General features: G+C 63.1%; 27 protein-coding genes. 13 read left to right on the top strand and 14 right to left on the bottom strand.

Annotated elements, in window-relative coordinates:
• The first annotated feature begins 44 nt into the window (after nucleotides 1-44).
• From IYW40_RS17785 to IYW40_RS17770, 4 genes are read left to right on the top strand one after another with little or no spacing between them, the layout of a single operon-like run.
• Entirely contained in the window at nucleotides 45-1,031 is a 987-nt protein-coding gene (locus tag IYW40_RS17785; RefSeq protein WP_246720900.1) for an ABC transporter substrate-binding protein, read from the top strand.
• Nucleotides 1,028-1,828, top strand: coding sequence for an ABC transporter ATP-binding protein (locus tag IYW40_RS17780; RefSeq protein ID WP_196401607.1), 801 nt, complete (start codon nucleotides 1,028-1,030; stop codon nucleotides 1,826-1,828). Before IYW40_RS17785 ends, IYW40_RS17780 begins: the two co-directional genes overlap by 4 nt.
• Nucleotides 1,825-2,622 (top strand): ABC transporter permease, encoded by a 798-nt coding sequence (locus IYW40_RS17775; protein ID WP_196401606.1) that lies wholly within the window; start codon nucleotides 1,825-1,827, stop codon nucleotides 2,620-2,622. The genes IYW40_RS17780 and IYW40_RS17775 overlap by 4 nt, the downstream gene beginning before the upstream one ends.
• Nucleotides 2,619-3,059: a GNAT family N-acetyltransferase gene (locus tag IYW40_RS17770; RefSeq protein ID WP_196401605.1), complete on the top strand. Its 441-nt coding sequence runs from the start codon at nucleotides 2,619-2,621 to the stop codon at nucleotides 3,057-3,059. Before IYW40_RS17775 ends, IYW40_RS17770 begins: the two co-directional genes overlap by 4 nt.
• Nucleotides 3,060-3,206: 147 nt before the next feature.
• Here IYW40_RS17770 and IYW40_RS17765 read toward each other — a convergent pair whose 3' ends face one another.
• A complete protein-coding gene (locus IYW40_RS17765) occupies nucleotides 3,207-4,601 on the bottom strand; it encodes a L,D-transpeptidase family protein (protein WP_196401604.1) in 1,395 nt (464 codons plus the stop codon).
• A gap of 109 nt (nucleotides 4,602-4,710) precedes the next feature.
• On the opposite strand from IYW40_RS17765, the gene IYW40_RS17760 reads away from it, so the two are divergent.
• Together IYW40_RS17760 and ychF are read left to right on the top strand one after the other, a co-directional pair.
• Nucleotides 4,711-6,489 carry a di-heme-cytochrome C peroxidase gene (locus IYW40_RS17760; protein WP_196401603.1) on the top strand — a complete coding sequence of 593 codons (1,779 nt, stop codon included), beginning with the start codon at nucleotides 4,711-4,713 and terminating at the stop codon, nucleotides 6,487-6,489.
• A 131-nt stretch (nucleotides 6,490-6,620) separates the two neighbouring features.
• A complete protein-coding gene (gene ychF, locus IYW40_RS17755; RefSeq protein ID WP_175093552.1) occupies nucleotides 6,621-7,718 on the top strand; it encodes a redox-regulated ATPase YchF in 1,098 nt (365 codons plus the stop codon).
• Nucleotides 7,719-7,723: 5 nt separating this feature from the next.
• Here the strand turns inward: ychF and phaR are convergent, their stop codons facing one another.
• Nucleotides 7,724-8,350: a polyhydroxyalkanoate synthesis repressor PhaR gene (phaR, locus tag IYW40_RS17750; RefSeq protein WP_196401602.1), complete on the bottom strand. Its 627-nt coding sequence runs from the start codon at nucleotides 8,348-8,350 to the stop codon at nucleotides 7,724-7,726.
• Between the two features lie 245 nt (nucleotides 8,351-8,595).
• Here phaR and IYW40_RS17745 point away from each other — a divergent pair, with 245 nt between their 5' ends.
• The 4 genes from IYW40_RS17745 to IYW40_RS17730 all read left to right on the top strand — a co-directional run bounded on the left by IYW40_RS17745 (nucleotide 8,596) and on the right by IYW40_RS17730 (nucleotide 12,456).
• The gene (locus tag IYW40_RS17745; protein WP_196401601.1) at nucleotides 8,596-9,768 is read left to right on the top strand and encodes an acetyl-CoA C-acetyltransferase; all 1,173 of its coding nucleotides are present in this window, start codon (nucleotides 8,596-8,598) and stop codon (nucleotides 9,766-9,768) included.
• Between the two features lie 116 nt (nucleotides 9,769-9,884).
• The gene (phbB, locus tag IYW40_RS17740; protein ID WP_026222828.1) at nucleotides 9,885-10,610 is read left to right on the top strand and encodes an acetoacetyl-CoA reductase; all 726 of its coding nucleotides are present in this window, start codon (nucleotides 9,885-9,887) and stop codon (nucleotides 10,608-10,610) included.
• Between the two features lie 99 nt (nucleotides 10,611-10,709).
• Nucleotides 10,710-11,837, top strand: a complete 1,128-nt coding sequence (locus IYW40_RS17735) for a lysylphosphatidylglycerol synthase transmembrane domain-containing protein (RefSeq protein ID WP_246720898.1) — start codon at nucleotides 10,710-10,712, stop codon at nucleotides 11,835-11,837.
• Nucleotides 11,838-11,850: 13 nt separating this feature from the next.
• The gene (locus IYW40_RS17730) at nucleotides 11,851-12,456 is read left to right on the top strand and encodes a L,D-transpeptidase (protein WP_196401599.1); all 606 of its coding nucleotides are present in this window, start codon (nucleotides 11,851-11,853) and stop codon (nucleotides 12,454-12,456) included.
• 32 nt (nucleotides 12,457-12,488) lie between these two features.
• Here IYW40_RS17730 and IYW40_RS17725 read toward each other — a convergent pair whose 3' ends face one another.
• The 3 genes from IYW40_RS17725 to IYW40_RS17715 form a co-directional block, all read right to left on the bottom strand.
• Nucleotides 12,489-13,496, bottom strand: coding sequence for a sulfate ABC transporter substrate-binding protein (locus IYW40_RS17725; protein ID WP_196401598.1), 1,008 nt, complete (start codon nucleotides 13,494-13,496; stop codon nucleotides 12,489-12,491).
• Between the two features lie 105 nt (nucleotides 13,497-13,601).
• Nucleotides 13,602-14,501: a pirin family protein gene (locus IYW40_RS17720; protein WP_196401597.1), complete on the bottom strand. Its 900-nt coding sequence runs from the start codon at nucleotides 14,499-14,501 to the stop codon at nucleotides 13,602-13,604.
• A 72-nt stretch (nucleotides 14,502-14,573) separates the two neighbouring features.
• Nucleotides 14,574-14,783 (bottom strand): hypothetical protein, encoded by a 210-nt coding sequence (locus tag IYW40_RS17715; RefSeq protein WP_246720896.1) that lies wholly within the window; start codon nucleotides 14,781-14,783, stop codon nucleotides 14,574-14,576.
• Between the two features lie 135 nt (nucleotides 14,784-14,918).
• Here IYW40_RS17715 and IYW40_RS17710 point away from each other — a divergent pair, with 135 nt between their 5' ends.
• A complete protein-coding gene (locus IYW40_RS17710) occupies nucleotides 14,919-15,371 on the top strand; it encodes a MarR family winged helix-turn-helix transcriptional regulator (protein ID WP_175093559.1) in 453 nt (150 codons plus the stop codon).
• A 46-nt stretch (nucleotides 15,372-15,417) separates the two neighbouring features.
• A complete protein-coding gene (locus tag IYW40_RS17705; protein ID WP_196401596.1) occupies nucleotides 15,418-16,722 on the top strand; it encodes an SCP2 sterol-binding domain-containing protein in 1,305 nt (434 codons plus the stop codon).
• A 4-nt stretch (nucleotides 16,723-16,726) separates the two neighbouring features.
• Here the strand turns inward: IYW40_RS17705 and IYW40_RS17700 are convergent, their stop codons facing one another.
• Entirely contained in the window at nucleotides 16,727-18,826 is a 2,100-nt protein-coding gene (locus IYW40_RS17700) for an elongation factor G (RefSeq protein WP_196401595.1), read from the bottom strand.
• Between the two features lie 159 nt (nucleotides 18,827-18,985).
• On the opposite strand from IYW40_RS17700, the gene rph reads away from it, so the two are divergent.
• Entirely contained in the window at nucleotides 18,986-19,699 is a 714-nt protein-coding gene (gene rph, locus IYW40_RS17695) for a ribonuclease PH (protein WP_018407504.1), read from the top strand.
• Nucleotides 19,700-19,836: 137 nt separating this feature from the next.
• Here the strand turns inward: rph and IYW40_RS17690 are convergent, their stop codons facing one another.
• The 8 genes from IYW40_RS17690 to IYW40_RS17655 all read right to left on the bottom strand — a co-directional run bounded on the left by IYW40_RS17690 (nucleotide 19,837) and on the right by IYW40_RS17655 (nucleotide 25,861).
• A complete protein-coding gene (locus IYW40_RS17690; protein WP_196401594.1) occupies nucleotides 19,837-20,439 on the bottom strand; it encodes a GNAT family protein in 603 nt (200 codons plus the stop codon).
• A 21-nt stretch (nucleotides 20,440-20,460) separates the two neighbouring features.
• Nucleotides 20,461-21,867, bottom strand: a complete 1,407-nt coding sequence (gene thrC / locus IYW40_RS17685; protein ID WP_196401593.1) for a threonine synthase — start codon at nucleotides 21,865-21,867, stop codon at nucleotides 20,461-20,463.
• 93 nt (nucleotides 21,868-21,960) lie between these two features.
• Nucleotides 21,961-22,698: an SURF1 family protein gene (locus IYW40_RS17680; protein ID WP_196401592.1), complete on the bottom strand. Its 738-nt coding sequence runs from the start codon at nucleotides 22,696-22,698 to the stop codon at nucleotides 21,961-21,963.
• Nucleotides 22,695-23,072 (bottom strand): DUF983 domain-containing protein, encoded by a 378-nt coding sequence (locus IYW40_RS17675; RefSeq protein WP_196401591.1) that lies wholly within the window; start codon nucleotides 23,070-23,072, stop codon nucleotides 22,695-22,697. Before IYW40_RS17675 ends, IYW40_RS17680 begins: the two co-directional genes overlap by 4 nt.
• A gap of 71 nt (nucleotides 23,073-23,143) precedes the next feature.
• Nucleotides 23,144-24,034, bottom strand: coding sequence for a cytochrome c oxidase subunit 3 (locus IYW40_RS17670; protein ID WP_196401590.1), 891 nt, complete (start codon nucleotides 24,032-24,034; stop codon nucleotides 23,144-23,146).
• Nucleotides 24,035-24,110: 76 nt separating this feature from the next.
• Entirely contained in the window at nucleotides 24,111-24,704 is a 594-nt protein-coding gene (locus tag IYW40_RS17665; protein ID WP_196401589.1) for a cytochrome c oxidase assembly protein, read from the bottom strand.
• A gap of 2 nt (nucleotides 24,705-24,706) precedes the next feature.
• On the bottom strand, nucleotides 24,707-24,916 hold the full coding sequence (locus tag IYW40_RS17660) for a CoxF (protein WP_246720893.1): 210 nt from the start codon (nucleotides 24,914-24,916) through the stop codon (nucleotides 24,707-24,709).
• A 12-nt stretch (nucleotides 24,917-24,928) separates the two neighbouring features.
• Nucleotides 24,929-25,861 carry a heme o synthase gene (locus IYW40_RS17655; RefSeq protein ID WP_196401587.1) on the bottom strand — a complete coding sequence of 311 codons (933 nt, stop codon included), beginning with the start codon at nucleotides 25,859-25,861 and terminating at the stop codon, nucleotides 24,929-24,931.
• Between the last annotated feature and the right edge of the window lie 27 nt (nucleotides 25,862-25,888).

Here is a 25,888-nt window from a genome sequence, read left to right as displayed (position 1 = left end):
GCGCGTTCATGTATGATGCGCGCCTCGCAGCCGGAGCCCGCACCATGCGCCTTGTCGCCTTGCTCATCGCTCTCCTCATCGCGGCGCCCGCCCTCGCGCTCGACAAGGTGCGCTTCGCCACCGATTGGCGGGCGCAGGCCGAACACGGCGGCTTCTATCAGGCCGTCGCCGACGGCACTTATGCGCGCTACGGACTCGACGTGACCATTCTGCAAGGCGGCCCGCAGCTCAACGCGCGGCTGCTCCTCGCGGCGGGCCGGGTCGACTTCGCGATGGGCGCAAACACGATTCAGATGTTCGAATCGGTGCAGCAGAACGTGCCGGTCGTCACCCTCGCCAGCATGTTTCAGGTCGATCCGGTGATTTTCATGTCGCATCCCGGCGTCGGCCTCGATCGTTTCGAAGATCTGCCGAAGGCGACGGCTTTCATCGCCAGCGACATGCGCGCTTCCGTCTGGCAATGGCTGAAACAGGCCTATGGGTTCAAGGACCAAAACGCCAAGCCCTATAATTTCAACTCGGCGCCTTTCCTTGCCGACAAGAAGTCGATTCAGGAGGGGATTCTCACCTCGGAGCCCTACGCCATCGAACGCCAAGGCGGCTTTACGCCCAACGTCTTTCTTTTGCATGACTACGGCTATGACAGCTATTCGACGACGATCGAGACGCGCGCCGACACGATCGCGAAGACCCCCGACCTCGTACAGCGCTTCGTCGACGCCTCGATTGTCGGTTGGTACAATTACCTCTACCGCGATAACGCTCAGGCGAATGCGATGATCAAGCGCGACAATCCGGAGATGACCGACGATCAGATCGCCTATTCCCTCGCCAAGATGAAGGAGCGTGGCATCGTCGATTCCGGCGACGCGCTGACCTATGGCGTCGGCGTCATCACCGACGCGCGGATGAAGAGCTTTTTCGACAAGATGGCGAAGGCCGGCGTGGTTCCCGGCGACATTGATTACACGCGCGGCTACACGCTGCGTTTCATCGGCAAGAAGGTCGGCATGGAGCTACGGCCCAAATGACGCCGGGGGCTTCGGCGGTCAAAGAGATGCAAGTGACGGCGCCCACGCTCGTTTCATTACGCGAGGTCGGCAAGATTTTTCCAAGCGGGCTCGTCGCCCTCGCCGACTATGACCTCAACGTGCGCGACGGCGAGATCCTGACGCTGCTCGGGCCTTCGGGCTGCGGCAAGTCGACGGTGCTGCGGCTCATCGCAGGGCTTGCGAGCCCAACGGCAGGCGCGATCGACTGGAGCGCGCCTCAAATTAAGAACAATATCGGCGTCGTGTTCCAGGATGCGACGCTGCTGCCCTGGGCGAGCGTTTCCGACAATGTCTTTCTGCCGCTGCGGCTTAAGGGCGTTGCGCGCGAGGCGGCGTCGCCGCGCATCGAAGAGGCGCTCGCGCATGTCGGTCTTCTGAACTTTTCGCGCGCGCTGCCGCGAGAACTCTCTGGCGGGATGCGGATGCGCTGCGCCATCGCCCGCGCCCTGGTGACGCAGCCCACGCTGATGATGATGGACGAACCTTTCGCCGCGCTCGACGAGGTGACGCGCTTCAAGCTCAATGACGATCTGCTCGCGCTCAAACGCCGGTTCGACGCGACGATCGTCTTCGTCACCCATTCGGTGTTCGAAGCCGCCTATCTCTCGACGCGCATCGTGGTGATGTCGCGGCGCGCCGGCAGAATCATCGACGAGATCAAGATCGACCCGGCGATCCCACGCGACGACGACTATCGGTCGAGCAAGAATTTCGCCGACGTGTGCCGCCGGGCGTCGCAGGCGCTTCGCGTCTCAATCGAAGAGGCGACGCCGTGATCCAGAAACCAAGCGCGATCGCCTGGCGCGATATCGGCGTGCCGCTCGCCGTACTTTTCGCAGCGCTCGCGCTGTGGGAAGCGCTCGTGCGGTGGAAAAACATTCCGCCCTATATTCTCCCGGCGCCGAGCGTCATCCTCGCCAAGCTGATCGAGGACCGTGAACTCCTGTTCTCGTCGCTATTGGTGACTCTCGGCGTCACCTTCGAGGCGCTCGTCGTCGCTACGGTTTGCGGCGTGGCGCTGGCGCTGCTGATCGCCCAGTCGAAATGGCTGGAGCGCGCGCTGCTGCCCTTCGCCATCACCTTGCAGGTCACGCCGATCATCGCCATCGCGCCTTTGCTGCTCGTTTATCTGCAGCCCGGCAATGCGGTGCTGGTTTGCGCCTTTCTCGTCGCCTTCTTTCCGATTCTCTCGAATACGTCGCTCGGACTCGCCTCCGTCGACTTCGGCTTGCGCGACCTGTTCGACCTTTATCGCGCCTCGCCGTGGCAGAAGCTGATTTATCTGCGCCTGCCCTCGGCGCTGCCGCAATTCCTCGCCGGCTTGCGCATCGGCGGCGGACTGGCGCTCATCGGCGCCATCGTCGCGGAGCTCGCCGCGGGCGCATCGGGTCAGGGAACCGGCCTCGCCTATCGCATCGTCGAGGCGGGCTTCCGTCTCGACATTCCACGCATGTTCGCGGCGCTGGCGCTCATCTCGCTGAGCGGGCTGGCGATCTATGGCGCGCTCGCCGCGCTCTCATATGTTCTGCTGCGCGGCTGGCACGAAAGCGCAAGAGCGCAAGACGAATGACGCTCATCCGGGACATTCGCGAGTCAGACGCCGCGGACTGGCGCAGACTCTGGGCAGGCTATAACGAATTTTACGCAACGACTGTGCCGATCGACGTGACGGAATTGACCTTGCGCCGCCTGCTCGATCCGACATCCGCGATGCTCGGACGGATTGCAGAAAGCGAGGGATGCATTGCCGGCTTTTCCGTCTCCGTGCTGCATGAAAGCAGTTGGACCTCCTCCCCTTCGTGTTACCTCGAAGACCTTTTCGTCGATCCAAATGTTCGGGGCGCGGGCGTGGGACGCGCGCTCGTTCAAGACCTCATCTATCTTGGACGCGCGCGCGGATGGGCGCGCCTCTATTGGCACACGCAAGCGGACAACGAACGCGCGCGGCGCCTCTATGATTCATTCGTTGAAGCCGACACTTTCGTTCGCTACCGCGTGACGCTGTAGCGCTCATACGGACGATACGTTTGGGTGTGATTCCCGACACGCGCGACGTGCGTGATCGGGAATCCAGAACTTGAATAGCGCTCTGGATTCCCGGTCGGACCTTCGGTCCGCCGGGAATGACATCCCGGCCATGCAAACCAACGAGGCCTACTGCTCGGCGACTCCGCTCACCTCGTCGAGATGATAGACGTCGTCGCGAAAATGCACGAGGCCGTCCGCCGACGCCCAGCCGGTCATATAGACCCACGCCACCGGCACGTGCTGCGTCAGCCTCGCCTCCACGCGTTCGCCCGACGCGATTTTTGCGTTGATCTCATCCTTGCTCATCTGCGGGCCGGATTCGCCGTCAAGCAGCCAGGCCGCGAGATCGACGACGCCCTGCACGCGCACGCAGCCATGCGACAGGAAACGATAGTCATTGGCGAAGAGATTTCGCGAGGGCGTGTCATGCATGTAGACGGAATGGGGATTGGGCATCGAAATGCGGATCGAGCCCAGCGAATTGTCCGCGCCGGAATCCTGCCGCAGCGTATATTGGGCGGCGCGCTCGCTCGCCCAATTGATCGAGCGCGGATCGACCTCTTCGCGCTGCGCATTCAGCACGCGAATGTGCGAGCGCTGCAGGTAGGTCGGATCCTTCAGCATCTTCGGCGCGATCTCGTTCTTGATGATCGAGACCGGAACCGTCCATGTCGGATTGATGTTGACCGCGACGACCTTCGCATGCAGCTCCGGCGAATGGTGCTCGGGATCGCCGACGATCGCAGCGTAGCGGCGCACGACGCGATCGTCTTCCACCGCGTCGACCGCCGTCGACGGAATGTTGACGACAATGTAGCGCGGGCCAAAGGCGAAATCGAACGCGGTGAGACGTTGTGCGGTGGACTCGAGCTGATGGAAGCGGGTCTCCGCCGGCACGTCGAGTTCGCGTAGCGTCGCGCCGGCGACGACGCCCGTCTGTTTCAGCCCCAGGCGATACTGAAAGCGCTTCACCGCCGCCGTGAGATCGGCGTCCCACTTCTCTTTCGCCGTGTCGACGATGCTGTCGTCTTCGGCCGCAAGGCGCCGGCGCAGCGCCGAGACCGCAGCTCCCTTCGCGCCAGGCCGAAGCGAGACGCCCACTCTTGGCCATCCGCCGAGATCGACGATCTGCCGATAGCGATCCGCCGCCTTCGACGTGGTGAAAAATGTTTGAGGCTGCAATGCGGGCGTCGGATCGTCGGAGAGCGCCGCCTCGCGCGGCGGCGCGGGTTTTGGCTTTGGCTTTGGCTTTTTCACGGCGGTCTGAGCGGGCGCTGGATTTGTCGCTTGCGGCGCGGCCGGCGCGACGCTGACAGGCGGCGCAGATGTCACGGGCGCAGGTTCGGACGGCGCCGCGGGCGCCGGCGGCGCTATGGGCGTCGGCGCCGACTGCGCGGGAGCCGGCGCCGGTTCGGGCGTCGCGGTTTCAGCGCGAAGCGGCGCGCCTGTCGCGAGCATCGCCAACAGCGCCCCGATGAGGAGGCGAAGACTCGAAGCGGAAGACATTTTCTTCATTTTCATGCCGTGTCGGCGCGTGCATAGCGCACAGCGGCGGCGCGCCGCCGCCCGTTGTGAATCACGCGCGCCTATGCTCTAATTTCATCGCATATTCTATTGTTTTGGGGGAGCCATGATTGCAAACAAAGCACTGCGCCCGCTATTGCGGGCGCACATCGCCGCCGCGCTGCTCGCGTTCGCCGCGGCAAATCCTTCGTCAGCCGCCGAACCGAACTACGCGAATCAGGGAGTTCATTGGACGCCCGCCGAGCGCACGGAATTCTACAGTCTCGATCAGGGCTCGCGAATCATGCCGCTCGACTGGTTCAAGGCGCTGAAGCGTCCCGACGGCTCACATTTTCTCGACGACGGAATGACGCGCTACGGCTATCTGCGCAATCCGGACAGCGCCGCCGGCCTCCCTGTTGGATTTCTTATCGCGCCTGAGAGCAAGACGCTCAGCATGACATGCTCCGCGTGCCATACGCGCCAGATCGACGTCGGCGGAGTGTCGTGGCGAATCGACGGAGGTCCGGCGATCGTCGACATTCAGCACTTTTTTGCGGACATCGACACGTCCGTCGATAAGGTTGTCAACGACACGCCGACATTCGCCGAATTCGCCAAACAAGTGCTGGGCCAGCATGCGACGGAGCTGGAACGCAAACTGCTCCACAAGCAGGTGGAGGACTGGTTCAAGCCCTACCATGTGCTGATGAAAGAATCCCTGCCGCCCCAAGGATGGGGCGTCGGGCGTCTCGATGCCGTGTCGATGATCTTCAACCGCGTCTCGGGATTGGACATCGGGACTTCGCCCGATCACATCATCAAGGAGAATATAAAGAGGGCCAACGCGCCCGTGCGCTATCCCTTTCTTTGGAACGCGCCGGTCCAGGATATGACCCAGTGGCCGGGGTTTGCGGAAAACGGAAACGGCATTCTCGGCCTCGCGCGCAACGTCGGCGAGGTTTATGGCGTCTTCGGCGTCTTTCATCCCCGTAAGGATTTTTTGTATCCGGACGGGGTCGAATATCTGAATGGCTCTTCACTCAATATGCCGGGCCTCATGCGTCTCGAAACGCTCATAAGGCAAATTGAGCCGCCAAAATGGCAGTGGGCCGTCGACAAGAGACTCGCCGACGCCGGAAAGAAAATTTACGACCGCGAATGCGGAGCGAATTGCCACGAGATCAACACCAAGGACGCCGCCAAGCGCTTATGCGCGAAATTTACCTGGAGAACGCCGATACAGGACGTCGGAACAGACGTTGCGGAATATGGGGTTCTCGAGCGTGTCGGCAAAACCGGCGTGCTCGAAGGCCAGTTGCTCCCAAAACCTCCCTTTAATCAGAGATTAAAGCGCGAGGGTGAAAGCCAAATCAACATTTTAACCGTGGCTGTCGTCCAATCGATCCTTCGCGCGCCCATACATTTCAGAGACATCGCACTGTATGAGCCCCTGCTGCGGGAGTGCCTAAATAATGAGTCCGATAGGGCGGATGTGACGGCGCAGGCATTGAGGGAGAACTTTCTCGGCGTCATCGGGAAAAGCCTCGCCACTCTCTATCAAAAGCCGGAGGAAAAGACGCCGCCTGCATATGAGGCTCGGGTCATGCAAGGCATCTGGGCGGCGGCGCCTTATCTGCACAATGGCTCTGTGCCGACGCTCGCCGATCTCCTGAAAAAGCCTGCCGACCGTCCGGCGTCTTTCAAGGTCGGCCCCGCCTATGACATCGAAAACGTCGGCCTCGCCAAGGAACAGACGAAGTTCGACGACACCTACACCACCACCGCCAGTTGCGATCCGAAAAACCGCGACGCTTCCGGCAACAGCCGCTGCGGCCATGACTTCGGGACTTCGCTTTCGGACCCCGACAAGAAGGCGCTTCTTGAATATCTGAAGAGCCTATAGCGCCAAGGCCGAGAGCCCCGCGCGAGATACTGCAGCGACACGAAGACGAGGGGGACGCGCGTCCCCCTTGCCTTTTCTCGCGCCGCCCCGCATACCGCGCCGCAACGCGCAATCCAAAAACCGGGACGGATATGGGGTTCAAATGTGGCATCGTCGGCCTGCCCAACGTCGGCAAGTCGACCCTTTTCAACGCCCTCACGCAGACCGCCGCGGCGCAGGCCGCGAACTATCCCTTCTGCACGATCGAGCCCAATGTCGGCGAAGTCGCCGTTCCGGACCCGAGGCTTGAGGAACTGGCCAGGATCGCCGGCTCCAAAGAGATCATTCCGACGCGCCTGACCTTCGTCGACATCGCCGGCCTCGTGCGCGGCGCCTCCAAGGGCGAAGGGCTCGGCAACCAGTTTCTCGCCAATATCCGCGAATGCGACGCCATCGCCCATGTCGTGCGCTGTTTTGAGGACGGCGACGTGACGCATGTCGAAGGCGGCGTCGATCCGATCCGCGACGTCGAGACGATCGAGACGGAGCTGATGCTCGCCGATCTCGACAGCCTCGAAAAGCGCGTCGTCGCCATGGAGAAGAAAGCCAAGGGCGGCGACAAGGAGGCGAAGGAACTCGCCGATTTGATGAACCGCTGCCTTGTCCTGCTGCGCGAGGGCAAGCCCGCGCGTCTCGCCAAGGTGAGCGCGGAGGAGCGCGTCGCCTTCGCGGGTCTCGGGCTCCTCTCGTCGAAGCCCGTGCTTTACGTCTGCAACGTCGAAGAAGCCTCGGCGTCCGAAGGCAACGCCCAGTCAGCGAAAGTCGCGGCGCGCGCCGCCGAGGAAGGCGCGATTGCGGTCGTCGTCTCGGCGAAGATCGAAAGTGAGATCGCGGTGCTGCCGGCCGCCGAGCAGAAGGATTATTTGGAGGCGGTCGGCCTCACCGAGCCCGGGCTTAATCGCGTCATCCGCGCCGGCTACGACCTCCTGCATCTCATCACCTATTTCACCGTCGGCCCCAAGGAGGCGCGCGCCTGGACCATCGAGAAGGGCGTGCGCGCGCCGGCGGCGGCAGGCGTGATCCATACCGATTTCGAGAAGGGGTTTATTCGCGCCGAGACGATCGCCTATGGCGATTACATTTCAAACAAGGGCGAGGCGGGCGCCCGCGACGCCGGGCGCTTAAGGCTGGAAGGCAAGGAATATGTCGTCGCCGACGGCGACGTGATGCATTTCAGGTTTAATACGTAGGACTTTTACCCCTTCGACAGATTATCGATCCGCTTGTTCAGCTCGTCGAGCTGGCGCTTCAGGTCGGCGACGTCGCCGCCTTCCTTGCGAACGCCGCCATTCTCCTGCTCGTCGAGCGTCGGCGCTGTAGTCATCATGCCCTCCGTCGGCACGCCAAAGGGATTGAACATGGTCAGCGCCTGACGGAACACGGCCATATTCTTGCGCGCCTGCTCTTCGAGCGATTGGAACGCCGCCCGTGTCGGCTCGGCGAACGGAGCGCCCCCGACGCCGAGCGCCGAGGTGAACTGATCCCGGAATCTTTGCTGTTCCTTCGTCAGCTTGTCGATCGAGAATTCGAGATAGCTCGGCACCAGCATCTGCATCGAGTCGCCGTAAAAGCGGATGAGCTGGCGCAGGAAGGCGATCGGCAGCAGGCTTTGGCCTTCCTTGCCCTCCTGCTCGAAGATGATTTGGGCCAGCACCGGGCGGGTGATGTCATCGCCGCTTTTTGCATCGCACACGACGAAATCCTCGCCGCGCTTCACCATCCCGGCAAGGTCCTCCAGCGTCACATAGGTGCTCGTTCCCGTGTCGTAGAGCCGACGATTGGCGTATTTCTTGATCGTTGTGGGTTTTTTCTCAGTCGCCATACGCCTGACACTCTCCCCTCGCCGCACGACCGCCGCCCGCCTAAAAACAGTCGTCTAGCGTTGGACGATACGCGCAAATTGGCGCCTGCGGCAATATTTTCATGCCGAAAGCCTTTCGCTACCGCTCGATTCCGTGCAAAACGGGCCGCGGCTTGCCCACCGCAAGCGCGAAAGGACCAACACTTCGCCCCCTGACCGGCCAAGGCGGTCGGGCGGTTGGACTATTTTTTTAAGGAGATCGACAGATGACCGATATCGTGATCGTTTCCGCGGCGCGCACCGCCGTCGGATCGTTCAACGGAGCCTTTGGAGCGGTTCCGGCCCACGAGCTCGGCGCCGTCGCCATCAAGGCCGCTCTCGAGCGCGCCAAAGTCCAGCCAAGCGAGGTCAACGAGGTCATTCTCGGGCAGGTGCTCGACTCCGCGCAGGGCCAGAATCCGGCGCGTCAGGCGGCGATCAAGGCCGGCGTTCCGGACAGCGCCACGGCCTTCGGAATCAATCAGGTCTGCGGCTCCGGCCTGCGCGCCGTGGCGCTCGCGGCCCAGCAGATCCAGGCGGGCGACGCCAGCATCATCGTCGCCGGCGGTCAGGAGTCGATGTCGCTCGCGCCGCACGCGTCGCAGCTGCGCACGGGCACGAAAATGGGCGACGTCAAATTCGTCGACACCATGATCATTGACGGGCTCACCGACGCCTTCAACAATTATCACATGGGCGTCACCGCCGAGAACGTCGCCCGGCAGTGGCAGATCACCCGCGAGCAGCAGGACGAATTCGCGGTCAAGTCGCAGAACAAGGCCGAGGCGGCGCAGAAGGCCGGCAAGTTCAAGGACGAAATCATTCCCTATACGATCTCGACCAGGAAGGGCGACGTCGTCGTCGACGCCGACGAATACATCAAGCATGGCGTGACCATCGAGGGCGTCGGCAAGCTGCGCCCGGCCTTCGCCAAGGACGGCACGGTGACGGCGGCGAACGCCTCGGGCCTCAACGACGGCGCCGCGGCGCTCATCGTGATGAGCGCCGAAGAGGCCAAGAAGCGCGGCCTGACGCCGCTGGCGCGCATCGCCTCCTGGGCGACCGCTGGCGTCGACCCGTCGTTGATGGGCTCCGGGCCGATCCCCGCATCGCGCAGAGCGCTGGAGAAGGCCGGCTGGAAGGTCGCCGACCTCGATCTCATCGAGGCGAACGAAGCCTTCGCGGCGCAGGCGCTCGCGGTCAACAAGGACATGGGCTGGGATCCCGCCATCGTGAACGTCAATGGCGGCGCGATCGCCATCGGCCATCCGATCGGCGCCTCCGGCGCGCGCGTGCTCACGACGCTCCTGCACGAGATGGCGCGTCGCGGCTCCAAGAAGGGCCTCGCGACGCTCTGCATCGGCGGCGGCATGGGCATCGCGCTGACGGTGGAACGGTAAGCCGGGGCAGTCGGCAATAGGCGATAGGCAGTCGGATTATGACGATCTCCGACTGCCTGCTCACGACTGCCGACCGCCGTTTCAAACGATCAACAATTCTGGAGGAGACTCTTTAAATGGCAAGAACTGCAGTTGTGACAGGCGGCACGCGCGGCATTGGCGAAGCGATTTCCAAGGCGCTGAAGGCGGCGGGCTACACTGTCGCGGCGACTTACGCCGGCAATGACGAAGCCGCCAATAAGTTCAAGGCTGAGACGGGCATTCCGGTCTTCAAGTTCGACGTTTCCGACTATGACGCCTGCGCCGCCGGAATCGCGCAGATCGAGAAAGAGATCGGCCCGGTCGACATTCTCGTCAACAACGCCGGCATCACCAAGGACCGTCTGTTCCACAAGATGGAGCTTGCCCAGTGGCAGGCGGTGATCAACACCAATCTCAATTCGCTGTTCAACGTCACGCGCCCGGTCATCAACGGCATGCGCGATCGCGGCTTCGGCCGCATCATCGTCATCTCGTCGATCAACGGCCAGAAGGGCCAGGCCGGCCAGACCAACTATTCCGCCTCCAAGGCCGGCGACATCGGCTTCGTGAAGGCGCTGGCTCAGGAGAGCGCGTCTAAGGGCATCACCGTCAACGCCATCGCGCCGGGCTATATCGCCACCGAGATGGTGAAGGCGGTTCCGCAGGACGTGCTCGACAAGCACATCATTCCCTATATCGCCGTCGGCCGGCTCGGCGAGCCCGAAGAGATCGCGCGCGCCGTCGTATTCCTCGCCGCCGATGACGCCGGCTTCATCACCGGCTCGACGCTGACGATCAACGGCGGCCAGTATCTGCACTAAGCGGATGGTCTGTGCGGGCCAGAGAATTGGCCGGTCTGAGCGCCGGCCATTTTTCTGACCTTTGAGGCGAAGCGCTATTCCGCGCATAGCGAGATGGCCATGAGCGTAGAGGACGATCGACTTCGACCGACGCGTCTCGCGCCCGAGCTGCAATTGAGCGAGATTGTCTCGCCGGTCGGCGGCCTTCGGCCTTTGCCCGCGAACTCCGGGCCGCAGCGAGCGACCAGCTCAATAAAATACATCTCTCAGCGTAGCGGATATGTCGCGCTGATTTTGAACGCCGCTTTTTTTGCCTACATATCCTACTGGCTTTACCAGAACATAGAATTTGCGGGTCTCTCGCAGGAACTCAAGCAGATCCCCTTAAGCGCGATTCTGATCGCAATGACGATGAATGTGTTCGTCTTGCTGTTCTATGGGTCACGCCTCTCGACGCTGCTTGGCGGCGGACTCTCGTCCGGTTTTCTGATCGCCACGATGGGATTCACCTTCAACAGTTTAGTTCCGTTCAGGGCTGGCGAAGGCGTGAAAATCTATTTTGGACATTCCTATTATAATTATGCGATTGGCGGCATCAGCGCCGCAGTCCTGCTGGAAAAACTCTACGACGTTACAGCGATCGTCATTTTGTCGTTGCTGATTCTGGCAAGCTCAGATTCGCGCATCATCGATCCACGCTTGTTGATCGCAGCCGTCGTGTTCATTTCAATTGTTTTTTGCGGCATGTTCGTCTTCCGAAGGAAAGCCGTCATTTGGCGCCTTCCGGACTGGCGCATCCTGGACGCCTTGCGGCTGGACGCATTTTTCAAACAGGCCGGAGGATTGGTCGCCCATCATCGCGCCGCGAGAACCGCGTTCTTCACGGCCACGATATGGACGACGAATGTCTGCCTGGTCTACGTCGCCTTTCGAACGCTGCTCCCCGAAATCGATTTCACCCTCATCCACGCGATGACCTTATTGATGATCGGCGCGCTGGCGGTCGCCGTTCCAGCCAGCCCCGCCGGCTTGGGGCTGTTTGAGGCCGGCATCGTCGCCTATCTCGTCAACGGCTACGGCGTTCAGAAGGAACGCGCCATTTCCGCGGCCTTGGCGTATCATTTCTCAATCACCGCGCCCCACACGCTGATCATCGTGGGTTTTCTTGGAATTGCATGTTTCAGATGGTTGAAAGAACGTGCGAGGCCTGAGGGAGCTGCGCAAGACTCCGCTTCGACACTCACCTGACGGAATTTCCCGCGTGCGCCACCGCACGGATTGCGGGCGGCGGCTCTTCTACAACGCGCTCATCGAGACATCGAACATCGAGCGCAAGACAATGAACCGCCGCACTTCCAAGATCGCCCAATTCGCTTTCGCCGCCGCCCTCATCGGCGCCGCCGCCGCGCCGCAGGCCGCCGCCGCCCGCGAATTCGTTCATTATCACTCCGAGCTCGACCCCGGCTCCATCGTCGTCAGCGAGCACGAGCGCAAGCTCTATCTCATCGTCGATCAGGACGACGCCATCGCCTACAAGGTCGCGGTGCCGAAGGCGGGCAAGGAATGGAGCGGCGTCGTCCAGATCAACGCCAAATTCGTCGAGCCCGATTGGACGCCGCCGGAAGATGTGAAGCACGATCATCCAGAACTGCCGGAGGTGATCCCCGGCGGCGCGTCGAATAACCCGATGGGCGCCCGCGCCATGACGCTCAGCGAGGGTCAGGTCGCGATCCACGGCACGACGCAGAAGATGCGCAAGTCGATCGGCTCGGCCGCTTCCTATGGCTGCATCCGCATGCTCAACGAGGACGTCGTCGATCTCTACGACCGCGTCGCCGTCGGCGCCACAGTGGTGGTGACTCCGTAACTTGATGCTGCCTCGCCGACGGAAAACGCCCCTTAGCGCTTCTGTATCTCATCGAAGATCCCGCCGTCGGCGAAGAATTTCTTCTGCGCTGCAGGCCAGCCGCCAAACTGCTTGTCGATGGTGACAAGTTTGATTTGGGCGAAGCGTTTAAGATCCTCTTTCGAAGCGTATTGGGGAGAAGCCGGACGGTAGCCGAATTTGGCGATAAGCGCCTGCGCCTTCGGCTTGAACAGGCTATCAAGATAGGCCTCGGCGAGCTTGCGCGTGCCTTTCGCGTCGACGTTTCCGTCGACGATCGAGATGGCAGGCTCGGCGAGTATTGAAATAGACGGCGTGACGATCTCAAATTTGTCCGCGCCAAATTCCTGCAGCGTCAAGAACGCTTCGTTTTCCCAAGTGATCAGCGCATCGCCGATGCCGCGCTGGGCGAAGGTCGTCGTCGAACCGCGCGCGCCGGAGTCGAGCACCGGGGCATTGGCGTAAATCGCCTTGACCAATTCTTGCGTCTTCGCCTCGTCGCCGTTGAATTTGTCGAGGCCATAAGCCCAGGCCGCAAGAAAATTCCATCTTGCGCCCCCGCCTGTTTTCGGGTTGGGCGTCACCACTGCGACGCCGGGTTTTGCAAGATCGCCCCAGTCCCGGATCGCCTTTGGATTTCCCTTGCGCACAAGCAGCACGATCGTCGACGTATAGGGAGACGAATTGTTTGGCAGGCGCTTCTGCCAGTCTGCGGGAATTTTACCGCTTCTGGCGGCAATTTGGTCGATGTCGTTCGCCAACGCCAATGTCACGACGTCGGCGGCGAGACCGTCGATGACCGCCCTCGCCTGAGCGCCAGACCCGCCATGCGACATTTTGATCTCGACTTCTCCGGCGCCGCTGGCTTTCCAATCGGCCACAAAAGCTTCGTTGACCGCCTTATAGAGCTCGCGAGTAGGATCATAGGAGACGTTCAGCAGCGTCTGACCGGCCAAGGCTGGCGATAGAAACAGACCGATAACGAGAGAACCCAGTCGAGCAGCGGCGAACGTTCCTGACATTTGCGAGTTTCTCCATTTCGTGTCGAGCTAGTCTATTAAATTAGTAGTCTAATAGCTCAACATCGCGCGGAGAGCAAACGGCCTGCACGACAGCTAACAGTGCGATCACGCTTCCGGCAGCGGAATGAACTCCGCGTCGCCCGGCACTGAAGGGAACTTCCCTTCCCGCCAATCGCGCTTGGCCTGCTCAATCCGCTCCTTGCTGGAAGAGACGAGGTTCCACCAGACATAGCGGCGCCCGTCGACCGGCGCGCCGCCGAGCAGCATCATCCGCGCATCGGAAAGCGCGCGGATCGTGATCGCGGCGCCCGGGCTGAAGATCAGCAATTGCGGCTCATCGAAACGTTCGCCGGCGATCTCTACGGCGCCCTCGACGAGATAAAGCGCGCGCTGCTCATAGTCGGCGTCGAGCGGCGCTGAGGCGCCGGCGGCGAGACGCAGCTCGACATAGAACCAATCTGACAGGGTCTCCACGGGCGACGTTGTCCCGAACGCCGCGCCGGCGATGACGCGCGCGAACACGCCTTGATCCTCAACGATGGGAAGAACGTTCGCGCTAAAATGCTGGAAGCTCGGCTCCGTCTCTTCATGCGCCAGCGGCAAGGCCAGCCAGCTTTGCACGCCGAGCATCTGTTGCCCCGCCGCGCGCGGCCCCGGCGGCGTGCGCTCGGAATGAACGATGCCGCGCCCGGCGGTCATCAAATTCATCGCGCCTGGCGCGATCTCCTGCACATTGGCCAAACTGTCGCGATGCAGAATGCGCCCGTCGAAAAGATAGGTGACCGTCGCCAGGCCGATATGGGGATGCGGACGCACGTCTATCCCCTGCCCCGGCCCGAATTGAACCGGGCCGAAATGATCATAGAAGACGAACGGCCCGACCATCTGGCGCCTGTCGTCGGGCAAAGCCCGCCTGACGCTGAAGCCGCCGAGATCGCGCGCGCGCGGCGCAATCTGCAATTCAATTGTCTTCGCCGCCGTCTCGGCGCCCCCGGGAATGGACATGCTGAGCCTCTTCTCGCGCGTGAGGGTTGCGCGAGTAGCTAACGCCGCCCGTCGACGGATCAAGCGCCCCAATTACGCGCTGCGGCGCTTGCCCTTCATGACGCATCCGACGTTCGCCGCCTGTCGCACCCTCTTGCTATTGGCGCAACGCGGCGGCGGATTGGCGTCGAGACCCGTCGCCTGAGGCGCAGAGATCGACGCGCGCTTCAAGCCGCCAGCGCTCGAATAGAGACTGAACGACATGGCCAGAGCAGCGACCACCAGGAATAAGAACATTCGCATCCCATCACTCCCCTTTTGATAATGAGAAAAGCAGTTCACGACCCTCATCCGAAGCGAGCTGGTTTGCTGTGTTCTTGCGCACAAGCGAGCGCCGGCCGCCTTGACGGCGCGAATAAACGGGCATATACACATATCATGACTTCGTTAGACCAAGCCGACGTCAAGCTGTGCGCGCAAAGCTGCGCGGCCGCGAATATCCGCCGCGCCAGCCGCGCCATCACGCGGCTCTACGGGCAGTTTATGGCCGCGACGGGTCTGGAGCCGACGCAATATTCGCTGCTCGTCGCCTGCTCTCTCACCGGAGGCGCGACGGTTAGCAAACTGGCCGAATATTTCGCGCTTGATCGCAGCGCGCTTGCGCGAAACCTCGCGGTTTTGGAGAAGCGCGGGCTTGTAAAGGTGAAGCGCGGCGACGATCGCCGCACGCGCAAGATTGCGCTGACGCCGTTCGGCGAGGCGACGCTCGCCAACGCGCTGCCGCATTGGCGCGAGGCGCAGAATGCAGTGGAGTCGAAATTCGGCGCCGAACGCCTGCAAAAGCTTCTCTCAGAACTGCGCGTCCTGACGGAGGCGACCTCGCCAATCTAAGGTGAACGGCGCCGAGACTGTCGCCGCGCTGAAAGGGGTATATGCAATGACGGTAGATCGCAGCCTCTCCTTCGCACATGACGCCGCAGTTCTCGATGCGAACGCCCTCCGCGAGATTGCTCTTGAGGCCGGCGCCGACGACGTCGGCCTTGTCTCGCTCGACGATCCGGCGCTTGACGATCAACGGGACGACATCCTCGCGGCCTTTCCCTTCGCGCGCACGCTCATCTCCTTCGTCCTCCGCATGAACCGCGAGAACATCCGCAGTCCCGCGCGATCCGTCGCCAATCTCGAATTCCACCATGCAGCCGATGATTGCGACGAAGTCGCGCGCGCGATTGCCCAGTCCCTCGAAGCGCGCGGCGTGCGCGCCGCCTATCCGTCGATGGGATTCCCAATGGAAGCGTCACGCTGGCCGCGCAAGATGTGGATCGTCTCGCACAAGCCCGTCGCCGTCGCCGCGGGTCTCGGGCACATGGGACTCCATCGCAATGTCATCCATCCGACGTTCGGCAATTTCATTCTGCTCGGCACGGTCGCCGTCGACATCGAGCTTGAGGCGCGCGCCACGCCGCTCGACTTCAATCCGTGCTTCGAATGCAAGCTCTGCGTCGCCGCCTGTCCGACGGGCGCGATCGCGCCGGACGGACATTTCGACTTCGGCGCCTGCTACACGCATAATTATCGCGAGTTCATGGGCGGTTTCGGCGAGTGGGCAGAGACGATCGCGGATGCAAAAAGCGCGCGCGCCTATCGCGCGAAAGTCAGCGACGCCGAGACCGTCTCAATGTGGCAGAGCCTCGCCTTCGGTCCGAACTACAAGGCGGCCTATTGCATGGCCGTCTGCCCGGCGGGCGCGGATGTGATCGGCGCCTATCAGGCGGACAAGAAGCATTATCTTCAGGAGATCGTCGATCCGCTGCAGAAGAAAGCCGAGACGGTCTACGTCGTCGCGGACTCCGACGCCGAAGCTTATGTGGCGCGCCGGTTTCCGGCCAAGACGCCGAAACGCGTGGGCTCGACGCCACGCGCCATGACGATCGAGGGTTTCCTCTCCGGCTTGCGGCTATTCTTCCAGCGCGGCAAGTCGACCGGTCTCGACGCGGTCTACCACTTCGTCTTCACCGGCGCGGACCGTCGCAGCGCCACCATCGTCATCGCCAACAAAACGCTCAGCGTCAACGACGGCCTTGTCGGCGACTCCCGACTGCTCGTGACCGCCGACTCCGAAACTTGGCTGCGCTTCGTGCGCAAGGAGACGAGCCTCGTCTGGGCGCTGCTGCGCGGCAAGATCCGGCTGCGCGGCGATCCGCGCCTGCTGCTGGCCTTCGGGCGCTGCTTTCCAGGCTGAACCGCTATCCCCCGTTCGCCTTCGCCGTATGCGCGGCGACGATGTCGCGCGCCTGCTTGCCGACGACTTCCGCGAGATGGTCGAAGCGCGCCTGGTAAAAGCCCGCGCCCGCCGTCGCGGAGCGCAGTTCGACGATGAGATTGTCCATCTCCGCCTCGGGAATCAGAGTTTCGAGTTTGTCCCAGCCTTCCCACCCCTCGCGCGGACCAAAGCCCATGATCTGGCCGCGCCGCGCCGAGACGATGCCGGTTGCGCGCGACATCGCGTCGCTCGGCACGAAAATATCGACCGCGAGCACCGGCTCCAGCAGGATCGGCTCGGCCTTTTCCAGGGCTTCGCTCATGCCGATGCGCGCCGCGGTGCGGAACGCCATGTCGGAAGAATCGACGGAATGGTACGAGCCGTCGGTCAGCACCGCCTCGACGTCGACCACGGGAAAGCCTAACGGGCCGTGCAGCAAGGCGTCCTGACAGCCGGCCTCGACGGACGAGAAATATTGCCTGGGCACGGAGCCGCCGTGCACGCGCTCGCTGAAGGCGAATCCTTCGCCGCGGCCGCGCGGCGCGATCTCCATCACAACGTCGCCGAACTGGCCATGTCCGCCCGACTGCTTCTTGTGACGGCCGCGGATGGTGACCTTATGGCGGATCGTTTCGCGATAGGCGACCGTCGGCTTTGAGCAGTCGACCGCGACGTTGAAGCGCGAGGCGAGGCGTTCGAGGGCCACACGCAAATGCATCTCTCCCTGGCCGAAGAGCTTGATCTGCGACAGCTCCTGGTCATGGACAAAAACGAGCGAAGGATCCTCTTCGATGAGCTTCGTCATCGCCGCGGCGAGGCGCATCTCGTCCTTGCGGTCCTTCACATTGAGCGCGAGGGCGTGCACCGGATCGGGAGCGTCCGCGCGCGTCTTCTGCAAATCCGCCGCGCCGGAGCGGGCGTCGGCGACGATCGTGTCGCCGGTCTGCGAATGATCGAGACGCCCGAGCGCGACGACGTCTCCCGTCTTCGCCTCCGTCGTCTTACTCGTCGCCGCGCCCATCAAATGCGACATGCCCGAAATGCGATCCTCTCCCTGAGGCGAAGCGACGGTCTGCCCGTCCGCAAGGGAGCCGCGCAGCACGCGCGCGACCGATATTTTTCCGCCGTGCGGCGTGTGGATCGTACGGATGATGCGCGCCAGCGCGGGGCCGCCCTCGCCGACGCCAAGCCGCACGCGGGTCGCTTCGACTCCCGGCGCCTCGTGGCGCATCGCTTTCAACAGCCGCGTCACCCCGGCGCCGCGTTCGGCCGAGCCGATGAACAAAGGCACGACCAGCCCGGCGCGCAATTCCTTGGTGAGGTCGTCGAACACCTGATCGCGCGGCGGCTCGATGTCGGAAATCAGCTCCTCCATCAACGCGTCGTCATAGTCGGCGAGCCGCTCCAGCATCGAATAGCGGGCGTCCTTCTCGGTCGCGACGTCGCCCCCGGAAATGTCGACGACTTCCGACGGCGCATGTTCGCGATAGACATAGGCGCGCTCCAGCGCGAGATCGATGAAGCCGACCGCGACGCCATTGTTCCAGATCGGAACCTGGCGCAGCAGCAGCGGCGTGCGCGAAGCCTGCTGCAGAATGGTGAGCGCCTCGCGCACATCGATGGTCGCGGCGTCGATCTTATTCAGGAAAATGAAATGCGGCACGCCGAACTCTTCGAGCTGGCGCAAAATGAGCTGCAACGCCGGTATCTTGCGGGGGTCGGCCTCGCAGACGACGACGGCGGCGTCGACCGTCGGCAGGATATTGCGCGAGTCATGGGCGAATTCGACGGAGCCTGGCAGATCGACGAATGTGTAGCCGTCGCCCATATAATCGACCGTCGCGACATTGGACTCGACGCTCATCTGATGGGCGCGGGCTTCCGGACTGGAGTCGCCGACGCTGGCTCCTGCAGCGACGGGGCCCTGCCGCGGGATCGCGCCGGCGTGGGCCAGAATAGCCTCGAGAAGAGTGGTCTTGCCGCATTGGAACGGGCCCGCCAGCGCAATCAGCCGGGGGCCCCGTGCTCTCGCCTCGTGAGAATGCGCTCCTTGGGACGACGCTGGGGACAATGTTTGACCCATCACTCCCTCCTTATCTATCGGAGCCTGGTTTCCGTCCGGCCCCGTTAGCTCATGGTTTCACCATGCGGCCGCCAGCGCAAGACGCCGTCCCTCGCCCGGCGCTTCCACGCTCGCGGAAAGCGCGATAGAAGGCGCAACCCATACGACAACGGAGCTATTATGCGCCCCAGTAAACGCGCGCCCGACGAGATGCGCCAAGTGAGTTTCGAGCGAGGCGTCGCCCGCTACGCCGAGGGCTCCTGCCTCGTAAAATTCGGCAATACGCAGGTGCTCTGCGCGGCGTCGCTCGAGGACAAGCCGCCGCCGTGGCTGCGCGGCCAGGGCCGAGGCTGGGTGACGGCGGAATATTCCATGCTGCCCCGCGCCACCCACACGCGCACGCGTCGCGAGGCCGCCGCCGGCAGGCTCTCGGGACGCACGCAGGAAATCCAGCGCCTCATCGGCCGTTCGCTGCGCGCCGTCACCAATCTGCCAGCGCTTGGCGAGCGGCAGATCGTCGTCGATTGCGACGTCATCCAGGCGGATGGCGGCACGCGCACGGCGTCGATCACCGGCGCCTGGCTGGCGCTGCATGATTGCCTTGATTGGATGCGTTCGCGCTCCATCGTCAAGGAAAGCCCGCTGCGCGATCATGTCGCCGCGGTGTCCTGCGGCATCTTCAACGCAACGCCGGTGATCGACCTCGATTACGCCGAGGATTCAACCGCGGCGACCGACGCCAATTTCGTCCTCACCGGGTCGGGCGGCCTCGTTGAAATTCAGGCGACAGCCGAAGTCGCGGTTTTCTCCCAGGATGAGTTGTCGGCCATGCTGGCGCTCGCCCAGCAGGGAGTCGCGGACCTCGTCGCTCTGCAGAAGGCGGCGCTCGCGTGAGCGATCTCGTCCGCGTCAGAAGCACAAAGGCCGCAATCGGCTCTTCATCCATTAGCGCGTGAAGAGGCGGCGCAGCTCAAGCCGATTTGTTACGCGCCCTGCATCGATCGCCGGGCGCGTTTCTTTCAGTGTTCCGCTTACGCTGGCGATGGCGGATTGATCGGCTGAGGATCAGTTTCCAACAGCGCATAAAGCAAATGGTCACGCCACTGGCCGTTGATGTTGAGATAGGAGCGCGCATAGCCCTCCTGCTTGAAGCCGACGCGCTCCAGCAAGCGCTTCGAGGGCTCGTTCGTCGGCAGGCAAGCCGCCTCGATGCGATGGAAGCCGCGCTTCTCGAAAGCATAGGCGCAAGCGGCGCGAACGGCGCGGGTCATGTGGCCCTTGCCTGCATAGGGTTCGCCCATCCAGTAGCCGAGCGTCGCCGCCTGCGACACGCCCCGCCGGACATGGCCGAAGGAGAGGCCGCCCATCAGCGCGTCGTCCTCCTCACGGAAGACGAAAAAGGAATAGGCCTCGTCACGGGCCATTTCCTCGGCGTGGCGGCGCACGCGATAACGAAAGCTCGCCCGTGTGAGATCGTCGATCGGCCAGAGCGGCTCCCAGGGCGTCAGGAAGGAGCGGCTTTTTTCGCGCAGCTCGGCCCACTCAATGTAGTCGCGCATTTCGGACGCGCGCAGATAAAGACCGTCGCCTCTAATCGGCAGGTCTCGCCGCCCGATTACGCTGAAGATCGCCATCTTGCTCCTTGCCAGACCTTGTCAGCTCTTCGCCGCCCGCGCGTGCGACGAGATGAATTCGGCGACTCGCGCGCCGTCATTTTCAAGAATCGTGAATCGTTCCGGCGCGTCAAGTCGCGCCGCAATATTTTCAGGCGGCTGCGGACGCAGTCCGATGGCGCGCTCAATGGCGTCTGGAAACTTTGCCGGATGCGCCGTCGAAAGCGCGATGACGGGCGTCGCGGGATCTTTCGCAAGCCGCGCGCGCGCCGCAGTGACGCCGGTCGCGGTATGTGGATCGAGCACATAGCCGGTCTCGCGCCAAGTGCGGCGAATCTCCTCCGTCGTCTCGGTCTCGCCAACGGACTCGGCATCGAATTCGGCGCGAATGGCGGCGAGCGCCGCAGGCGGAATCTCGAAAGCTCCGGATTGATCGAGCGAGGCGAAAGCGGCGCGGACCGCAGCCGGATCGCGTCCCGTCGCATCAAACAATAGGCGCTCGAAATTGGATGAAACCTGAATGTCCATCGACGGCGACTGAGTTGGCGTGACGCCCCGCGGCTCGTATCGGCCGCTCGCAAGCGCGCGCGCAAGGATATCGTTGGCGTTGGTCGCGACGACCAGTCTGTCGATCGGCAGACCCATCCGCTTGGCGACATAGCCGGCCAGCACGTCGCCGAAATTGCCTGTCGGCACGGCGAAGGAAATATGCCGATGCGGCGCGCCGAGGGCGACGGCGCTCGTGAAATAATAGACGGTCTGCGCGACGACGCGCGCCCAGTTGATCGAATTGACCCCGGCGAGTCCGACGCGCGTGCGAAAGTCGGCGGCGCGAAACAGCCGTTTCAAAATCGCCTGCGCGTCGTCAAAGGAGCCCTGCAGCGCGATCGTATGAACATTGTCGTCAGCGACCGTGGTCATTTGCTTGCGCTGCACGTCGGAGACCCGGCCATGCGGAAACAAGATGAAGACGTCGACGCGATCCAGACCCTTGAACGCCTCGATCGCCGCGGCGCCCGTATCGCCGGACGTCGCGCCGACGATGGTAGCGCGCAGATTTCGCTCTTCGAGCACATGATTCATCATGCGCCCGAGGAGCTGCATCGCCAGATCCTTGAAGGCGAGCGTCGGCCCGTGAAAAAGTTCGAGAACGAAGAGATTGTCGGCGATCTGCGTCAGCGGCGCGATCGCGCGGTGACGAAACCCGCTATAGGCGCTCTCTGTCTGCGCCCGCAAAATCTCACGCGAAAACGTCTCGCTGAGATAGGGCGCGATCACTTGCGCCGTCGCTTCGGCATAGGACCGGCCCGCGAGCGCGGCGATCTCGGAAGGCGCGAGACGCGGATAGGCGAGCGGCGTGTAGAGCCCGCCGTCAGTCGCAAGACCGGCGAGCAGAACCTCGTCGAAGCCAAGCTGCGCGGCCTCGCCGCGGGTTGAGAGATAGCGCAACCGTCAATCCATGGATGGAAGAGCGCGCGCCGCGCGCGCGCGTGTCAGTGCGCTTTTCATAGCATATTCGACAGCGCTGCAAGCCCGAGGTCGCTAGATGCGCTCCTGCGCAAGGACGCCCCGCGCGTAGATCCCAAAAACGACGAGAAGCGCGAGGGACAGGCTGAACCACGTCACGGCGTAGGAGAAGTGATTATTGACGATCGTTGGAACGCCCCCCACCGGGCGCGGCCAATCCGGCCCCGCTGCAGGAACCGCGTCAACGACGAGCGCGAAAGGCGCGGCGTCGGCTAAGCCGAGAGCGCCGGCGATCGCCGCGGGATCGCGCGCATAGAAGACGCCCTTCTCGGGCTCGTCGGCGGGCGTAAAGGAGTTGCGGCGCTCCGGCGCACGCAGCAGTCCGACGAGCGTCACTTCGTCGGGAGCGACGGCGCGTATCGCAGCGTCGCCGGCTTTTGACGCTGGAAGAAATCCGCGATCGACAAGCACAACGCCGCCGCCCGTCAGCGCGAAAGGCGTGAGCAGCCAATAGCCCGGCTCTCGGCTCGCGCCTTCCGGCGGCGCGGCGAAGACGAGCGCGTCGCGGCCGCCGATAAAACGGCCCGTCGCCCGCACATGCATGAAGTCGTAATCTTCAGCGCGAAGGCTCGCCCATCGCTCAGGCGGCGGCAGTGGCTGCGGCGACTGCGTGGAGCGCTGCTCGACGCGCGCGATCAGCGCCTCTTTCTCGCCAAGCCGCCGCACCTGCCAGAATCCCAGACTGACCAGCAGCGCAAAGAGCAGCGTCGTCGCAGCCGCCGGCCCCAGAAGCGCGCGGACGGCGGAACTCACGACTGATGGCGGCTTTCTTCGGCCTTGTTGAAATATTGCAGGGCGATCAGCAGGCCCTTCATCGGCCGCAGCAGCCCCACGCAGAGAATGGCCGACAGGGGCACAAGGATCGCTGCATGCACCCAATAGGACGGCTGATAGTTCACCTCGACATACCACAGCACCGCGATCGCGACGAAACCGACGACGGTCATGACCAAGATCGCCGGACCGTCGCCCGCGTCGGCAAAGGAGAAATCGAGCCCGCAAACCTCGCAGGTCGGTGCGACGGTCAGCAGGCCGCGAATCATGTGGCCCTTGCCGCAGCGCGGACATCTGCCGAGGATTCCGTCGACATAGAGCGAAACGGGCGGATAGACGTGCTCTTGTGACATGTTGGTCCTCCAACGAAAACGGTCACGGGCGCGCCCGTGACCGTCCAATGTTCTAATTGGCGTCGGCGCGCCTATTCCATTGTCCCGCCCCAGTTCCCCCACACGTAAATGCAGGCGAACAGAAACAGCCAGACGACGTCGACGAAGTGCCAGTACCAGGCGGCGAATTCGAAGCCCAAATGCTGGTCCGGCGTGAAGGCGCCCCTGAAGACGCGCAGCAGGCATACGATGAGGAAGATCGTGCCGACGATCACATGGAAGCCATGGAAACCGGTCGCCATGAAGAAGGTCGAGCCGTAATTCGTCGCCGCCGGCTTTGCCGGGTCGAAGGCGAAGGCGAAGGGCGCGTGCAGATATTCATAGGCCTGGATCGTCGTGAACAGCAGGCCGAGCGCGATCGTCGCAATCAAGCCCTTCTTCAACACGTCGCGCTTGTTTTCCAGAAGGCCGTGATGGGCCCAGGTCAGAGTCGCGCCGGAGCTGAGCAGAATGAGCGTATTGATGAGCGGCAGTTTCCAGGGGCTCAACACTTCCATGCCCTTGGGCGGCCAGACGCCCTGAAATAGTTCGGTGCGCATAACCTGCACCGCATCTGCAGGGAAAAGCGCCGAATTGAAGAACGCCCAGAACCAGGCGACGAAGAACATCACCTCCGAGAAGATGAACAGGATCATGCCGTAGCGATGATGCAGCCGCACGACCGGCGAGTGGAACCCGCCGACGCTCGCTTCGCGGATGATGTCGCTCCACCACGCGTACATCACGAGGAGAATGCCGCCCATGCCGACAAAGAACATGGCGCCGCCGAAGGTCATGCCGCCGATCGGCGCGCCCTTGTGCTGCGCCATCCACATGACCGCGCCGATCGCCGTGATGAGCGCGGCGAACGCGCCCACGATCGGCCACGGACTCGGATCGACCAGATGATAGTCGTGTTCGGGTTTCGCGTGTCCGTCCGCCATCTTGCTCTTCCTTGTCATCGGCCGGCGCTACCGGCCAGTCCCCTAGTTTGCCGCGCGGTCAAGTCGCGCGGCGCCGTCAACCCTTCGGCTTTGCGGTCGCCGTCTCGCTCGTCTTCGCCGCAGTCGAATCCTTGATCGCGAAGAACGTGTAGGAAAGCGTGATCTCGCGAACGCCGCGCATGCCTTCTTCGCGCTCAAGAGCGGGATCGAGATAGAAAACCACCGGCCATTCCTCGGCCTCGTGCGGTCCGAGCCGCTTCTCCTCGAAGCAGAAGCAGGCGACCTTGACGAAGAAGGCCCCGGCCTGGCCGGGCGTAACATTGTAGGCCGCCTGGCCGCTGGTCTCGCGATCAGAGAGATTGGCGACCTTGTAATAGACGGTTTTCGTCTCGCCGGTGCGCAAGGAGATCTTGGCGACCTCGGGCTCGAAGCGCCACGGCAGATCGCGGGCGACATTGGCGTCGAAGCGCACGGTGAGCACGCGCTCGCCGGGGGACGGCGCGCCGGCGACATCGGTCCTCGGCGTGCCGCCAAAGCCGGTCGCGGCGCAAAAGGCCCGGTAAAGCGGAACCGAAGCGAAAGACAGGCCGAGCATCGCCGCCGTGCCCACGACCAGCGCCGCCGCGATCATCTGCGGGCGTTTGCGTGAACGAGGCGCCGGCGCGTTCATGGTCAGATCGTCCGATTGACGATGGCCGCGCCAAATTTGACGAGCGTGACGGCGTAGAACAGCACGGCGAGGAGCGCGATCGTCACGCCGATCGCGATATTGCGCGCGCGACGGCTGCGCGCTTGCTCTTCGGTCAGAACGACCCCTGGCCGATCGAATAAGCTCGCGCGCGCTTTCATCTTATCTCCTGCATCGGTCATTTCGTTCACCATCCGCTTGGCCGCCTAAATCAGCGCAAAGATATGCGCCGTCTGCTCGACGACGAGGACCAGGAACAGCAGGAACAGATAGAGGATCGAGAACAAAAACATCCGGCGGGCGGCCAGCCGGGCCGCGTCGCCTTCGCGCTGCTTGAACACAGCCGCGGCGAGGCCGACGAGCGCGATCCCGCAGCCGATCGAGACAAGCCCATAGGCGAGCGAGGCGAAGCCCATCAGCCATGGCGCAACGCCAAGCGGCGCAAGCGCCAGCGCATAGATCAGGATTTCGAGACGCGTGCGGTCTTCGCCGGCGACATTGGGCAGCATCGGCACGCCGGCGCGGGCGTAGTCCTCGCTTCTCAGCAACGCGAGCGACCAGAAATGCGGCGGCGTCCACATGAAGATGATCGCAAAGAGCACGACGCTCGCGAGATTGATCTCGCCTGTCGCGGCGGCATAGCCGACCATCGGCGGAAGCGCGCCGGCGGCGCCGCCGATGACGATGTTCATCGGCGTCCAGCGCTTCAGCCACATCGTATAGATCACGACATAGAAGAGAATGGTGAAGGCGAGCAGCGCGGCGGCGAACCAGTTCGCGACATAGCCGAGCGTAAAGACCGACAGCGTCGCCAGCACGAGGCCAAAGGCGAGCCCCGTTTCGGGATCGAGGCGACCGGCGGGAATTGGCCGCTTGCGCGTGCGCGTCATCAGCGCGTCGATGTCGGCGTCGTACCACATGTTGAGCGCGCCGGAGGCTCCGGCGCCGACGGCGATCGCCAGGAGCGACGCAAAGCCGATCAGCGGATGCGGCGGCGTCGGCGCGAGCAACAGGCCGGCGAGCGCGGTGAACACCACGAGCGACATCACGCGCGGCTTAAGCAGCGCAAAATAGTCCGACGGCGACGCGACGGAGATTCGCGGAGCCTTTTCGTCGTGCAGATAGGATGCGTCGCTCATGGCGTTTCACTCAAAACCTTGGCCGCC

This window comes from Methylocystis sp. H4A (assembly GCF_015709545.1).
Taxonomy (GTDB): Bacteria; Pseudomonadota; Alphaproteobacteria; order Rhizobiales; family Beijerinckiaceae; genus Methylocystis; species Methylocystis silviterrae.
Note: the sequence above shows the minus strand (reverse complement) of the source record. Positions and strands in the feature narration are given on the sequence as shown.